Here is a 14,635-nt window from a genome sequence, read left to right as displayed (position 1 = left end):
ATTCAGTAACTTTAGAAAAAAGATATTATGTCGATTACATCAGAGACAGAGTTAAACGGAATGAAGCGCATCAGCGAAGTGGTAGGTGTAACGCTGAAAGAAATGCGCAACTATGCGAAACCTGGTATGACCGCCCAAGAGCTGGATGAATACGGTGGTGAGATATTAAAGCAGTACGGTGCGCGCTCGGCCCCGAAGCTCACATACGGCTTTCCCGGCTGGACCTGCATCAGCGTCAACAAAGAAATCGCGCACGGTATCCCATCTTCCCATAAAATATTACAGGAAGGCGATCTGGTGAATGTAGATGTGTCTGCAGAACTGGATGGCTATTGGTCCGACAACGGCGGTTCTTTTGTATTGGGCCAGGACCTGCATGGTCATCAGCCTTTGATCGATACCTCCAAACGTATTTTGCACAAGGCCATCCACCTGATCAAAGGCGGGGTGCGCATCAGCGATGTTGGCAAATTGATCGAATCAGAAGCGCGGAAATCCGGCTATACCGTGATCCGCAACCTGGCCGGCCATGGCGTTGGACGCAGCCTGCACGAATCGCCGGAAGATATTCTCAACTGCTACGAGCCTGCCAACAGGGGCCGCTTCAAGCGCAATAGCATCGTAGCCATCGAAACATTTATTTCCACGGCTTCCAATTTCGCCAACCAGGAAAGAGATGGCTGGACGCTCACCGGCAACAAAGGCGGCTTCGTTGCACAGCATGAACATACGATCATGATCACTGATGGCGCACCTGTGATCCTCACTGCTGCCAACGAAATCTGGAATTAATTGGTAATTTGCGGCCATTATGGCTTTATACACTACCACCGGCGCCGTTACCATCACTTGTAACAAGCGCCTCACACCGTACCTGGAACAGGAAGTAAAAGAGTTGGGCTTTACGGTGGAAGAGACTTTTGTGACAGGCGTGCGCTTGCAGGCATCCATCAATGAATGTATCCGTTTGAACCTGCAGCTGCGTTGCGCCAGCCAGGTGCTCTACAGCCTGAAACAATTCGAGGCCCGCGATGCAGATGATATCTACCGCGAACTGAAATCATACCCCTGGGAAACCATCTTGCCTGATGATGGCTATTTCTCTATCACCAGCAATGTGCTCAACGATACCATCAACAACAGCATGTTTGCCAACCTGCGCGTGAAAGACGCTGTGGTAGACCGTTTGCGCGAGAAAACCGGTAAGCGGCCTTCTACCGGTGCGGAACTTACCGGCGCCGTAATACATCTCTTCTGGAAAAATGAACATGCCGAAGTGTTCATCGATACTTCCGGCGATTCGCTGGCCCGTCATGGCTACCGCAAGATACCTGGCCGCGCGCCCATGCTGGAAGCGCTGGCCGCCGCCACCATCCTGGCTACCAAGTGGGATCGCCAATCGCCCTTCATCAACCCGATGTGCGGCTCCGGCACCGTTGCCATTGAAGCAGCGCTGATCGCCACTAACAGCCGTCCGGGCCTTTTCCGCGATAACTACGCTTTCATGCACCTGCGCGGCTATAACGACGCCCTCTACCTCCAGGAACGTGGCGAGCTGGAAAAGCAGATCAAAGAAGTGCCCGGCCTACGCATCATCGCTACAGACCTCAGCGAGGCCGCCATCGTGAATGCCCGCAAAAACGCCCGTGCCGCCGGCGTAGATGATATGATCACTTTCAAAGTATGCGACTTCGCCGCCACCGAAGTGCCCGAAGGTACTAACGGTGTCGTATATATGAATCCGGAATACGGCCTCCGCCTTGGAGAGCTTACCGCCCTTGAAACCACCTACGCCCGCATTGGCGACTTCATGAAACAAAAATGCCGCGGCTACCACGGCTACATCTTCACCGGCAACCTCGATCTCGCCAAAAAGATCGGCCTCAAAGCCAGTCGCCGCATCGAATTCTACACTAGCACCATCGACTGCCGCCTGCTCGAGTACGAACTGTACGAAGGCACGAGAAGGTAGTCTTGCTCAGGATTATAAGGATTGAAAGGATTACCAGGATTTTTTTACTGGATTAAAAAAGATTAAAGAAGATGGAAGAGGAGATCAATGAGGTTCCAGCCCTTGAAGCGCTCAAAGCGCTTCAAGGGCTATCGTCGTAAAGGTCTTCCCGTTCATCTCCTTTAATCTTTTTTAATCCAGTAAAAAAATCCTGGTCATCCTTTCAATCCTTATAATCCTGAGCAAGACAAACTACGCGGCGTTTAGCGCCGCAACGTCTTCAGGAGCGAGGGACAATGTTACGCCCTGCATCAGTTCATGCAGTTGCGCTTTGTTGGTGGCGCTGGCAATGGGCGCTACGATGGCGGGACGGGTGAGGAGCCATGCCAGTGAGATGCCCGCTGGTGTAGCGTTGTATTTGGCGGCGAGTTGATCCAGTACTGCCAGGATACGTTGGCCTTTGTCGTTCAGGTAGCCGAGGGCTTTCTGGCCGCGGGCGCTGCTTTTTTGTACGTCTGCGGGCGTGCGGTATTTGCCGCTGAGGAAGCCGCTGGCCAGCGAGTAGTAGCTGATCACGCCGATCTCGTTGTCGGTGCAAATCTTTGCCAGCTCGGCTTCATAGCCGGCGCGGTCGTACAGGTTGTATTCGGGCTGGAAGGTATTGTAGCGCGGATAGTGATTTTTTTCGCTGGCACGCAAACTTTCCAGCAGGCGGGCAGCGCTCATGTTAGAGGCGCCGATGGCGCGCACTTTGCCGGCTTTTACGAGCTCGGCATAGGCTTCCAGCGTTTCTTCTACCGGCGTAGATTCGTTGTCGTAGTGCGTTTGATAAAGATCAATATAGTCTGTTTGCAGGCGCTTTAAGGAGGCTTCCGCTGCTTTGAGGATATAGGCCTTGCTTACATTTTTACCATCGCCGAGGCCCATGTCGGCGCCGGCTTTAGTGGCAACGATCACATGATTGCGGTTGCCGCGCTGCTTCATCCATTGACCAATGATCGTTTCGGATTCACCGCCTTTATTGCCCGGCGCCCAGCGGGAATAGACATCCGCCGTATCTACCAGGTTGAAACCGTTGCCGGTGAATTCATCGAGCAGGGAGAAAGAAGTGGATGCATCGGCCGACCAACCGAATACATTGCCGCCAAAGGCCAGGGGCGCCACTTCCAGCCCTGACCGTCCCAGTTTCCGTTTTTCCATAAGATTAAATTTTTACTTCCAAAAATGCTATTGTAATTTAGTTACTTTTGTTGTTTATACATTCATCCTTATATGGCACACCGATCAGTAAACATCTCCCGCGAAGATTTTATCTGGCTCACCTCCACCTATGGTAAAGACACCGGCAATTCTTATTACGATACGAAAGAAGATGTGATCCATGAGATATTCAGGGATAAGATACTGATTGGTACGGCTTTCCTGAGTCATGCTTCCTATGAGCTGAGTTTCGCCGGAGAGACGCTACAGATAAGGAAAAACCGTCTCGACAATTACAAGCTGCACGAAAAAGCCAGGCTGATACCGGATGATATGCAGGAAGAAGATGAAGATGAGCTGATGCTGCGATGGCACAACCTGCTCCGCGAGCTGCGGATCCGGGAGAAGCTGAAAGGCCTCGGTAATGCCCATGATTCGCTGGCGCAGCTCTACCTGGATATTTTCCAGGAGGATGAGGCAGAAGAGCAGATCGCCCTGCTGCCGGAAGTGATACGCCCTGATCCCTCAAGCATCTGGGAGGAGCTCTCGCTCGCCTTGCAGAATACCGGCAACCTGGCCGATTTTGAATGGCAGGAACTGACCGATACAGGCATCTACTCCCTCAACGAACTGACGCCACTGCAAGATGCCGGCGCCGTGCTGGAAGTACCTTCCGCAGAAGCATATGAAGATATCCTCGCCGCTCCCGATTTTGCGAAAGCACTACTTGACTTTGTCAACCATCAACTGGTGGAATACGAATTGAAAATAGTGGCCACCGGCACCGCCATCGATGAGTACCAGGCCTTCACGTGCTTGTCCATGCAGGATTTCAGGCTCGCCAATGCCATGCACAAAATGGAAGAACTGGGCCTTGTGTGCTTCTTCTAAAACATTAAAATCTCCTTAAATCCGCTCGCTACAGGGACACAACAACTCATCATTGAATACCTTAGTAGCTCCAAATTTTATGTTCTGTTGAGGTTATTGCGGCAAATATTCCTGGTACTCATCACCGTATTTATCCTGCCTCTTTCGCAGGAAGGTCATGGTGTTGCTACCAGTACGCCGTATCATCTTCCCGCTTTATCTTCCTCACTGGCTTATGGCCATCCTGTTCCGGCAATAAAACCACAGGCGCGCTATCGCCAGACCGTCGAGAAATTCAAACGCCGTCCGGTAGGCATCAACGACTATAACGACCAGGCCTGCGCCGTTACTGTCACCACCTGCCGCAATCGTTTTATCTACGTACAACGCACCCGCAAAGGATATCATCAAAACAGGTATCTCCATGTACCTATACCGCTCCGCAGCTGGAGAGGCCCGCCCATAGCCTGATCTCACGAACCTGTCTTTTTTCTTTTCTGACGCGCCGCAACCTGCGGGGCCCGTTAAATAATGTGAACTTATGAACATGCATACCTTCGCAAAGAGGGGGCTTATGCTGCTATCACTAGGTGTGATATCCTGCACGGCACTCTTTGCAAAGCCGGTGGCAGACAGCCTTTCCCTGCACCAGGCGATTGCGCTCACGCTGGCGCACTATCCGGCTATACAATCGAAACAGGCTTTGATCAAGGCCGGAGAAGCAGCGATCACCGATGTTAAACACAACTGGTATCCTGCATTGAAATTACATGAACAAGTGAACGCCGGTACCGACAACGGTATCTATGGATCTTATTTTACCATGGGCATGATCCCCTCTACCTCCGGCGGTATCCGTGCCAACAACAGTGATCAGCTGATGAGCGGCAACATCGCGATGGCAGAAATGCAATGGGAGATCTACAACTTCGGCGCCTATGGCAGCCAGCGGCAGGCAGCGCAATCCGCGCTGCACGCAGAACAGGCCGACCTGGACAATACCGCCAACCAGCTTACCGCCACCGTTATACAGGACTATCTCGAACTGTTACGCCTATACGAATTAAGGAAGATACAGGAAGATAATATCCGCCGTACGGCAGAAGTACAGCGGGCCGTTACCGCCATCGTATTGCATGGCCTCAAACCTGGCGTAGACAGCGCCATCGCGGCAGCAGAGCTGTCCAAAGCAAGGCTAAACCTCCTCGATGTGATCAACCAGTACAACCAGGTACGCATTCATCTTGCTACGCTCACCGGCCTGGATACCGCGCTGGTACGCCCGGACACGGCCAACGGCGCCCGCCTCATCGGGATGCTGAACGCCGGCGATACCATGGATACTGCCATGAGCAGTCATCCCATGCTGCAATACTATGAAGCGCTTTACCAGCGCCAGCGCGCAGAAGAAAAGGTGATCCGCAAAAAGGATCTGCCTAAAGTGAGCCTGCTCGCCGCCGGATGGATGCGCGGTTCCAGCGGATCTTTCAATGATTACTACGACAAGAACCTCTGGAGCGGCCTCGGCTACAGCCGCCGTAACTACCTGCTCGGCGTAGGCATCACCTACAACCTGGTGGATATCAAACACACGCGCGACAAGCTCGCGGTGCAACGCTACAAATCAGCCGCCGCACAACACGACCTGGAAACCACGCGTAACACGCTCGACGGGCTCCTGCAGCAGTCGCGCGCCGACATACTAACGTCAAGGGATAAACTGAAAGAGCTGCCCTTGCAGCTGGGCGCCGCCCGTGCTGCCGCCGTACAGAAAATGGCGTTGTATAAAGCCGGCTTAACCAACATCATCGAGGTTACCAACGCACTGTTTGTGCTCAACCGCGCAGAAACAGACCTGGTGCAAACCCGCGATGCTGCCTGGAAAGCCCTGTTCAGGGCCGCCTACGCCAACAATAGCCTGTCACAATTATTACCTGAACTGAACTAAATGGAAATATATGTCACTTGTATCTTCCGCACTGAAAAAGCCGATAGCCGTAGTGGTGATCACCGCCGGCGTGCTGCTGTTCTCCGTGCTGGCCATCCTGAAAATACCGATCGACATCTTCCCAAAGCTTAATCTGCCTACTATCTATGTGATAGAGCCTTACGGGGGCATGTCGCCGCAACAGATGGAAGGCTTCTTCGCTACCAGCTTGCAGGACCAGTTCCTGTATGTAAACGGTATCAGGAACATCTCCAGCAAAAACATACAGGGCTTGACCTTAGTAAAGCTCACCTTCTACGAAACTACCGATATGGCGGAAGCCTCCGCCCAGGTGGCCTTGCAGGTAAACCGTGCGATGAAGTTCTTCCCGCCCGGCGCCCTGCCGCCACAAGTGGTGCGCTTCGACGCCTCCTCTTTACCGGTAGGTGAATTGGTGTTGAGCAGTCCTACCCGCTCGCTCAAAGAGATCGCCGACCTCGCCAGCACGCGCATCAGGCCTATGTTTGCGACCGTGCCCGGCCTGTCGGCGCCGCCGCCCTTCGGCGCCAACTCCCGCTCCGTGATCGTGGATGTAGACCCGCAAAAGCTGCGCAGCTTCAACCTCTCGCCAGATCAGGTGGTGGAAGCTATCGCTAAAAATAATGTGATGACGCCCTCCGGCAACATCCGTATCAACAATACCATGTACGTTACCACGCTCAACTCCCTCGAGCAGAAGGTGGCGGACTTCGGCAGCATCCCCGTTAGCACCAACGGCAATGCCAGCGTATTTATCAAAGACGTAGCCCGCGTAATGGACGGCTCGGATGTTACCGTTGATTACGCCCTTGTAAATGGCAAACGCTCTGTGTACATCCCCGTGGTGAAAACAGCCGATGCCTCTACCTGGGAAGTAGTGAAAACACTGAAAGGCAAACTGCCCGAAATACAGAACCTCTTGCCGGATGATGTGCATCTCTCTTATGAATTTGATCAGTCGGTATTTGTGATCAATGCCGTGAAAAGCCTTGTCACAGAGGGTTTGCTGGGAGCGCTGCTCACCGGTTTGATGGTGCTGCTCTTCCTGCGCGACCTGCGCAGTTGTATGGTGGTGGTGGTAACGATTCCTGTGGCGGTGCTCAGCGCGGTAATGTGCCTGCAGCTCTCCGGGCAAACGATCAATATCATGACCCTGAGCGGACTGGCGCTGGCCATCGGTATCCTGGTAGACCAGGCCACGGTAACGATCGAGAATATACATCAGCATCTCGAAATGGGGAAATCCAAGCGCAGGGCCATTTTCGACGCCTGCGAAGAAATTTCTTTTCCGCTCTTGCTGATACTCTTATGTATCCTCGCAGTGTTTGCGCCTTCCTTTATCATGAAAGGCGTGCCCCGCGCCATGTTCCTGCCGCTGGCGCTGTCGATCGGTTTCGCGATGATTGCTTCTTACTTTGCCGCGCAAACATTGGTGCCCGTGATCTCCAACTGGTGGCTGAAAACGCATTTACACCAGCATGCGCATGCCAGTCTTGCCCTCGATGATGCCGAAGTGAAAGAGATCAACAGTCACCTGCGCCATGAACATCAACATCCGGAAAAAGTGAAAGGCTTTGAACGTTTCAAACTCGCCTTCATGAACCTTTTGGAACGCGGCATGAAAAAAATGCGTATATCCGTTACCGTATACCTGATTGGCGCGCTGCTGCTGGCAGGCGGCTGCTACTGGTGGATAGGGAAGGACCTCATGCCGCACGTGAATGCCGGCCAGTTCCAGCTGCGCCTGCGTGAACCTGATGGCACCCGCCTCGAACGCACCGAAGCCAAAGTGCATGAAGTGCTTAATCTCATCGACAGTACCGTGAATGGCCATGTGGCCATCAGCTCATCTTATGTGGGCCTGATCCCCAGCAGTTATGGCACCAGCAACCTGTACATCTTCAACAGCGGTACGCACGAAGCGGTAGTACAGGTGAACCTGGACGAAGATTATAAGGTAGATATTGAAAAGTTGAAAGATGAATTGAGAGATAAGATCAGGCAGCAGATGCCGGAGATGCGCGTCTCCTTTGAGCCGATCGACCTTACCGAGAAGATCATGAGCCAGGGCGCCTCTAACCCGATTGAGGTGCGTGTGGCTGGTAAGGATATGAAGCAGATACAAGACTTTGCCGGCAAGATCGTGCACAATATGCAGCAGGTATCTTACCTGCGCGATGTGCAGATCGCGCAGCCGATGCACTTCCCGGTGATCGCGATCAATATCGACCGTTTCAAGCTGGCGCAGATGGGCCTCGATATCAGCCAGGTGGCGCGTTCCATCACTGCCGCTACTTCTTCCAGCCGCTTCACAGAAAAGAACCAATGGCTCGATGAAAAGGTAGCCTACACTTACCAGGTGCAGGTACAGGTGCCGGAATATAGCATGACCGCCATCAACGACCTGAAAGAGATACCGCTTGTAAAAGGGCAGCCACGGCCAGTGCTGGCCGATGTGGCCACCTTCAGCAATACAGAAATGCCGGGAGAATTTGACCGTGCCGGTCCGCGTAGGTTCGTTACCGTTAGTGCCAATATCAGCGGCATCGACCTCGCTACTGCCACCAAGGCCGTGCAACGTGCGGTAGCCGATGCAGGCGCCCCGCCCAAAGGTTTGATCACGGAACTGAAAGGCGCTTCCAGTTTGCTGGTGGAAACGCTCGACAGCTTGCAGGGCGGGCTTGCCGTGGCCGTCGTTGTCATCTTCCTCTTGCTGGCGGCCAACTACCAGTCATTTAAATTATCGTTAGTAGTGCTAACGACTGTGCCGGCGGTGATCAGTGGCGCCTTGATCGCCTTGCTGCTCACCGGCGCTACGCTTAACCTGCAATCGTATATGGGCATGATCATGTCTACCGGCGTGTCGGTGGCCAATGCCATCCTTATTGTCACCAATGCGGAGAAGTTGCGCCACGAATACCGCGATGCGCGCAAAGCGGCCATCGTGAGCGCTGGCGTGCGTTTGCGCCCCATCCTCATGACCAGCCTTGCCATGATTGCCGGTATGATACCGATGGCTTCCGGCCTCGGTGAAGCCGGTGATCAAACCGCACCGCTGGGCCGTGCGGTGATCGGCGGCCTGATCGCCTCCACACTGGCGGCTTTGCTCATCCTCCCGCAGGTATACGCCTGGATGCAAGGTAAAACCTCTTATGAAGATCCTTCACTGATGCCCGCAGACAAGGTATCCCTATCTCATCACCATCAATTATCTCAACATGAAATCATATAAATATCAACTGCTGTTCGCAGCAACAGCGATATCAATAGCGGCCTGCCACTCTGCTGCCATGCCAGAAAAAAAGAAGGAGGCAGCAACGCAGCAATACCAGTTGGCAAGGGCTGTAAAACGGCCACTGTCGGGCAGTATACAGTTGCCCGGTGTGCTGGAGGCTTATGAAAAAGTGAGCATCTATCCCAGGGTGAATGGCTTCGTGAAAAGTATCACGGTAGACAGAGGTTCCCGCGTGAAGAAAGGACAGGTGCTGTTGCAGCTGGAAGCGCCGGAGATCACGCAGCAGTACTTTGCAGCGCAATCAAAATATATACAGGCTAAAGCGATGTTCGCCGCCAGCAAGGATAACTACGAACGTACTGTGGCCACCGCAGAAACGCCGGGTACCATTTCAGCGCACGACCTTGAGCTGGCCAAAGCCCGCATGCTGGCCGACAGCGCCCTGATGAACAGTGAGAAGGCTAATTTCAACGCGATGGAAGCAACACGCAGTTATCTCACTGTTACCGCGCCTTTTGACGGGGTGATCACGGAGAGGAATATACATCCCGGCGCGCTCGTGGGGCCGAATACCAAAGTAGATGATAAACCGATGCTCATGCTGGAACAGGAAGACAGGCTCAGGTTGGTGTTGCAGGTACCGGAGATGTACAGCGCACAACTGATGCAGCGCTCTGCGGTGAACTTTGAGGTGAATGCCTTGCCAGGCAGCAGTTTCACCGGCAACATCACGCGGCAGGCCGGTACGCTCAACGACAAGTACCGCTCAGAAGCCGTAGAAATAGATGTGCCTAACAGCAAGCATCAACTCAAGCCGGGCATGTACGCCGAAGTGACGATCCCGGTGGATGGCTCTGCACAGGCCCTGGTAGTGCCTTCTACGGCAGTGGTAATGTCTACCGAGAAGAAATATGTCATTGTGGTAAAAGACCATCACGCCAGATGGGTGGACATACAGGAGGGCAATCATCACAACGATTCCACGGAAGTGTTTGGCCGCCTTGAGGAGAAGGACCAGGTGATCGTGAATGCCTCCGACGAGATCAGGGATGGCATGCTTATCAGATAAAAAAAACGGCCGTCCCGATGAGTCGGGACGGCTTTTCAGCTAACTGTTCCGTCTATATTGATTTTAATGTTCCTATTGAAAAAAGGGAACGATAACATCCACCTAGTAATCAATAACGGATTTTACCTGTTGTTCAAAAAAAACTTCCTTCCGCTCATGTGGCCTACATGACGGTATATATTGAATTACTTCATTTAAAAGGATGATTGCCTGCCGGGTTATCGCCTTGAAGGGGCTTCTGTTGTTCGTGCTTATCTATTCCGTATTTTCTTTATTAACACGGATCGATTTCAAATTGTTTTGAGCGGAGGAAAATTAGAAGTTAAAAAGCTCGCGTACGCCGAGGGCCAGCATCTGTACGCCGATCACGGCGAGGATAAGTCCCATCATCTTGGTGATCACCATCATTACGTTGGGGCCGATCACTTTTACGATGCGTTCGCCTGCAATAAAGAGGAGATAGGTGATATAGCAGATGACGGCATAGATTGCCATGACGATGGCCAGGTGAACGATATCTTTGGCGGCAGAATAGCTCATGGAAGTGGTGATGGCGCCAGGGCCCGCCAGCAGGGGCATCGCAAGCGGAGTGATGGCTACGCTGATACCCTGGTCGGCCTTTACGGGCTGGTCGCCCAGTTTGCTGCTTTGTATCTTGTCTTCCTTGCCGCCGCGCACCATCTCGTAGCCGATCACAAATACCAGGATGCCGCCGGTTACACGCAGCGCCGCCAGCGTGATACCGAATACATGGAAGATGAGCTTGCCCGCCACGCTGAAAACGGCAATGATACAAAACGCAATGAGTACTGATTTGGTGGCAATATTACGTTTGGCCTTTTTATCCATATAGGAGGTGAGCTCCATAAATACCGGGATCGCTGATATAGGGTTTACGATCGCCAAAAGGCCCATGAATACAGTGGTTGCAAACGCAATGTAGTTATCGAATAATGCCATCATACAGGCAATATATGAAAATTTATCAATTATAAACAGATTTCAGTTAATTGCGCAAACGGGGGAGTTGCCAGTTGTAATGCAGGCTTAAAAGGCGTATGCCCACTATAACGGTAACGGCTACACTCTGTAGAAGGTCTGCCGGCATATTATAGTTCGATCCGACAATATACAGCGTACCGCCGATGATAGAAGCGCCGGCATATATTTCACGGGTGAAAAGGATGGGCTGCTCGCCGGATATTACATCGCGGAGCATGCCGCCGAAAGTGCCCGTGATCGCGCCCAGCGCCACGCAGATAGGCATGGGCAGGCCTGCCGCCATGCCTTTGTTGATGCCTGTGATGGTAAACAGGCCCAGGCCAATGGCATCGAAAATGGTCAGCCACCTGTGCAGTCTTTTTACATAAGAGAAGAACAAGGACGCAATGATGGCGGCAATGATGATGGCGCTGTTGCTGAGCTCATCGGTCATCCAGGCTACGGGCGTGGCGCCGATGAGCAGGTCGCGCACGGTACCGCCGCCGATGGCCGTAATAAAGGCCAGCGCCAGTAAACCAATCACATCGTAAGATTTGTTGATGGCGGCCGTAGCGCCGGAAATGGCAAAGGCAAAGGTGCCTAATAGTTCAAGTGCGTGTATGAAAGTGAGCTGCATGCTTAATAATCGTAGTCGTATTCTCCCCGCAAGGTACGCTCGATTTGGTTACGCAGATCATGGCTAAATCCCTCTACTTCAATTTTGGGGTGATGATCCAGATTGATGCGGAATCGTCCTTTCTCTTTGATCACCAGGTCGTAGATGTCTTCCAGCAACGCATATAACAGCCTCCGGGTATTTTCGGCAATCTGCGCCAGGAAAGAGTCTTCCAGGTTGTGGAATTCACGGTTCTTATAAGACAGTGTAACTTGTATCATAACATATGGTTTTTCGACAGGATAAAACTTTCATTTTTCTGTCAGCTGGCACGGGTTATCTTAACCAACTGATTCTCATTAAATAAATGTTATTAATGCATAAAAATAGATAAAAAGATATAATCTTTGTTCCAACAGCCAATCATTTTATCCACATGTATAAAAAAGCGGACAGATTTATACTACCTTCCTCGGTTATAACTTATTCTAGCATAATGAAAAGAATCACACTGATTGTTTTACTGATTGCTGTGGCCAGTCATACCCTGCTGGCGCAGCCAGGAAAAGGAGTAAGGTGGAGCCGCGACGGCCGCTCCATCTGGAAATTCACACCGGGAGGCCTTGCGCAGGAACCTATTGCCGGCGGCGCTCCGGAAGTAAAGATACCTGCCGCCAAACTCATTCCTGCCGGGAAGTCCACCCCGCTGATGGCCAGGGATTTCTATTTCTCTGATGACGAAAAAAAAGTATTGCTCTATACCAACGCACATCGCGTATGGCGCTATGATACCCGGGGCGATTACTGGGTGCTGGATATTGCCAGCGGCAAGCTGCAACAGCTCGGGAAAGACAAACCCGCCGCTTCTCTCATGTTCGCCAAACTCTCGCCTGATGGCTCCAAAGCGGCCTATGTGAGCGGGCATAACCTTTACGTGGAAGATCTCTCCACCGGCAATATCAAGGCACTCACCACTGATGGCACCCGCCGTTTCATCAACGGTACCTTCGACTGGGCCTATGAAGAGGAGTTCGGCTGCCGCGACGGCTTCCGCTGGAGCCCCGATGGCAAAAGCATTGCCTACTGGCAGATCGATGCCACGAAGATCCGCGATTTCCTCATGATCAATAATACCGATTCCATCTACTCCTTCACCGTACCGGTGGAATACCCGGTAGCAGGTGAAAGCCCTTCTGCCTGTCGCGTAGGCGTAGTGGACATCGCCACCGCCAGCACTACCTGGATGAAAGTGCCCGGCGATCAGCAACAGCACTATATTCCACGTATGGAGTGGATCCCCGGCCGCAACGAACTGATCATCCAGCAGCTGAACCGCAAACAGAATGAAAGCAAGATCATGATCTGCCAGGCTGCTAACGGTAACGTACACACGCTGTATACCGAAAGCGACAGCGCCTGGATAGATGTGAAATCCCGTTGGGATGAAGACAACATCGCCGGATGGGACTTCCTGCGCGGTGGTAAATCTTTCATCTGGGTGAGCGAGCAGGACGGATGGCGCCATCTCTATAACATCTCCACCGATGGCGGTAAGGCCACCCTGCTTACGCCGGGCAACTATGATGTGATCAACATCTCCAAGATTGATGAAGCCAACAACGTGATCTATTTCCTCGCATCGCCGGAAAACCCCACCCAGCAATACCTTTACAAGGTGGCGCTGAGCGGCGGTAAAGCAGCGCGTGTAACGCCTGCCGACGAAGCCGGCACACATGATTATAAAATATCTCCTTACGGCAACCTGGCCATTCATACGTTTAACAATGCCAGCACTTATCCTGTAAAAGAAAGTGTGGAACTGCCCGCCCACAAAAGCAATAACAATGCGGTGATGAATGCGATCAAAAAATCTGCTGCCACCGCTTCCGGCTTGGAATACTTCAGTATTACCACTGTTGATGGCGTGCAGATGAATGGCTGGATGAAAAAGCCGGCGAACTTTGATCCTTCTAAAAAATATCCGATCGTATTTTATGTATACGGTGAGCCCGCAGGTGCCACCACACTGGATGTGACGGGAGCCGGCCGCAATTTTCTCTACGATGGCGATATGGCGGCTGACGGTTATATCTATGCCTCTATGGACAACCGAGGCACCCCGCTGCCCAAAGGCCGCAACTGGCGCAAATGTGTGTACCGCAAGGTAGGTATCATCAATGCCCGCGACCAGGCCATGGGCGCGCAGGCGCTGATGAAAAAATATCCTTTCATCGATCCGGCGCGCACAGCGGTATGGGGCTGGAGCGGCGGCGGTTCCATGACGCTGAACCTGATGTTCCAGTATCCGGAGATCTACAAAACAGGTATTGCGATCGCAGCAGTGGGCAACCAGCTGACCTACGATAACATCTACCAGGAAAGATATATGGGCCTTCCGGAAGAGAACCGCGAAGATTTTGTGAAAGGATCGCCCATTACCTACGCCAAAAATCTCAAAGGAAACCTGCTTTACATCCACGGCACCGGTGACGATAACGTACATTACCAGAACGCTGAAATGCTGCTCAATGAACTGATCAAATACAACAAACAATTCCAGTTCATGTCCTACCCGAACCGTACCCACAGCATCTCTGAAGGGCCTGGTACTTTTGAGCACCTGTCTACTTTGTACACTACTTATCTGAAATCACACCTGGAGGCAGGAGCTAAATAAAAAAATAAGTGAGCTTGCCCGGCTGGGGGCAAGCTCACTTATTTTACTATCTTCGTGGCCCTAATTAAAA

Annotated in this window: 12 protein-coding genes; 8 read left to right on the top strand and 4 right to left on the bottom strand. The window is 52.3% G+C overall.

What is annotated here, in order from left to right; all coding sequences use genetic code 11:
* The first annotated feature begins 27 nt into the window (after window positions 1-27).
* Both map and FPG75_RS25565 read left to right on the top strand, forming a co-directional pair.
* Window positions 28-792, top strand: a complete 765-nt coding sequence (gene map, locus FPG75_RS25570; RefSeq protein ID WP_143310887.1) for a type I methionyl aminopeptidase — start codon at window positions 28-30, stop codon at window positions 790-792.
* A gap of 19 nt (window positions 793-811) precedes the next feature.
* Window positions 812-1,972: a THUMP domain-containing class I SAM-dependent RNA methyltransferase gene (locus tag FPG75_RS25565; RefSeq protein WP_143310886.1), complete on the top strand. Its 1,161-nt coding sequence runs from the start codon at window positions 812-814 to the stop codon at window positions 1,970-1,972.
* A 231-nt stretch (window positions 1,973-2,203) separates the two neighbouring features.
* Here the strand turns inward: FPG75_RS25565 and FPG75_RS25560 are convergent, their stop codons facing one another.
* Complete coding sequence (locus FPG75_RS25560; protein ID WP_143310885.1) at window positions 2,204-3,151, bottom strand: aldo/keto reductase; 948 nt, start codon at window positions 3,149-3,151, stop codon at window positions 2,204-2,206.
* 72 nt (window positions 3,152-3,223) lie between these two features.
* On the opposite strand from FPG75_RS25560, the gene FPG75_RS25555 reads away from it, so the two are divergent.
* The 5 genes from FPG75_RS25555 (at window position 3,224) to FPG75_RS25535 (ending at window position 10,291) form a co-directional block, all read left to right on the top strand.
* On the top strand, window positions 3,224-4,042 hold the full coding sequence (locus FPG75_RS25555) for a DUF6630 family protein (RefSeq protein WP_143310884.1): 819 nt from the start codon (window positions 3,224-3,226) through the stop codon (window positions 4,040-4,042).
* A gap of 87 nt (window positions 4,043-4,129) precedes the next feature.
* Window positions 4,130-4,492, top strand: a complete 363-nt coding sequence (locus FPG75_RS25550; protein ID WP_143310883.1) for a hypothetical protein — start codon at window positions 4,130-4,132, stop codon at window positions 4,490-4,492.
* Window positions 4,493-4,595: 103 nt separating this feature from the next.
* Window positions 4,596-5,969, top strand: coding sequence for a TolC family protein (locus tag FPG75_RS25545; RefSeq protein ID WP_161596922.1), 1,374 nt, complete (start codon window positions 4,596-4,598; stop codon window positions 5,967-5,969).
* A 10-nt stretch (window positions 5,970-5,979) separates the two neighbouring features.
* On the top strand, window positions 5,980-9,219 hold the full coding sequence (locus FPG75_RS25540) for an efflux RND transporter permease subunit (RefSeq protein ID WP_143310881.1): 3,240 nt from the start codon (window positions 5,980-5,982) through the stop codon (window positions 9,217-9,219).
* A complete protein-coding gene (locus FPG75_RS25535; protein ID WP_143310880.1) occupies window positions 9,206-10,291 on the top strand; it encodes an efflux RND transporter periplasmic adaptor subunit in 1,086 nt (361 codons plus the stop codon). Before FPG75_RS25540 ends, FPG75_RS25535 begins: the two co-directional genes overlap by 14 nt.
* Window positions 10,292-10,606: 315 nt before the next feature.
* Here FPG75_RS25535 and FPG75_RS25530 read toward each other — a convergent pair whose 3' ends face one another.
* Genes FPG75_RS25530 through FPG75_RS25520 form a run of 3 tightly spaced genes read right to left on the bottom strand, consistent with a single transcriptional unit; the run spans window position 10,607 to window position 12,169 of the window.
* Window positions 10,607-11,254: a MarC family protein gene (locus FPG75_RS25530; RefSeq protein WP_201748014.1), complete on the bottom strand. Its 648-nt coding sequence runs from the start codon at window positions 11,252-11,254 to the stop codon at window positions 10,607-10,609.
* Window positions 11,255-11,297: 43 nt separating this feature from the next.
* Window positions 11,298-11,909, bottom strand: a complete 612-nt coding sequence (locus FPG75_RS25525) for a trimeric intracellular cation channel family protein (RefSeq protein ID WP_143310879.1) — start codon at window positions 11,907-11,909, stop codon at window positions 11,298-11,300.
* 2 nt (window positions 11,910-11,911) lie between these two features.
* Window positions 11,912-12,169, bottom strand: coding sequence for a hypothetical protein (locus FPG75_RS25520; RefSeq protein ID WP_143310878.1), 258 nt, complete (start codon window positions 12,167-12,169; stop codon window positions 11,912-11,914).
* 215 nt (window positions 12,170-12,384) lie between these two features.
* Here FPG75_RS25520 and FPG75_RS25515 point away from each other — a divergent pair, with 215 nt between their 5' ends.
* Window positions 12,385-14,565 carry a S9 family peptidase gene (locus tag FPG75_RS25515; protein ID WP_143310877.1) on the top strand — a complete coding sequence of 727 codons (2,181 nt, stop codon included), beginning with the start codon at window positions 12,385-12,387 and terminating at the stop codon, window positions 14,563-14,565.
* Window positions 14,566-14,635: the final 70 nt, after the last annotated feature.

The organism is Chitinophaga vietnamensis, assembly GCF_902167635.1.
Classification (GTDB): Bacteria; Bacteroidota; Bacteroidia; order Chitinophagales; family Chitinophagaceae; genus Chitinophaga; species Chitinophaga vietnamensis.
The sequence above is the reverse complement of the archived record's forward strand: the minus strand, read 5'-3'. Positions and strand labels throughout refer to the sequence as shown.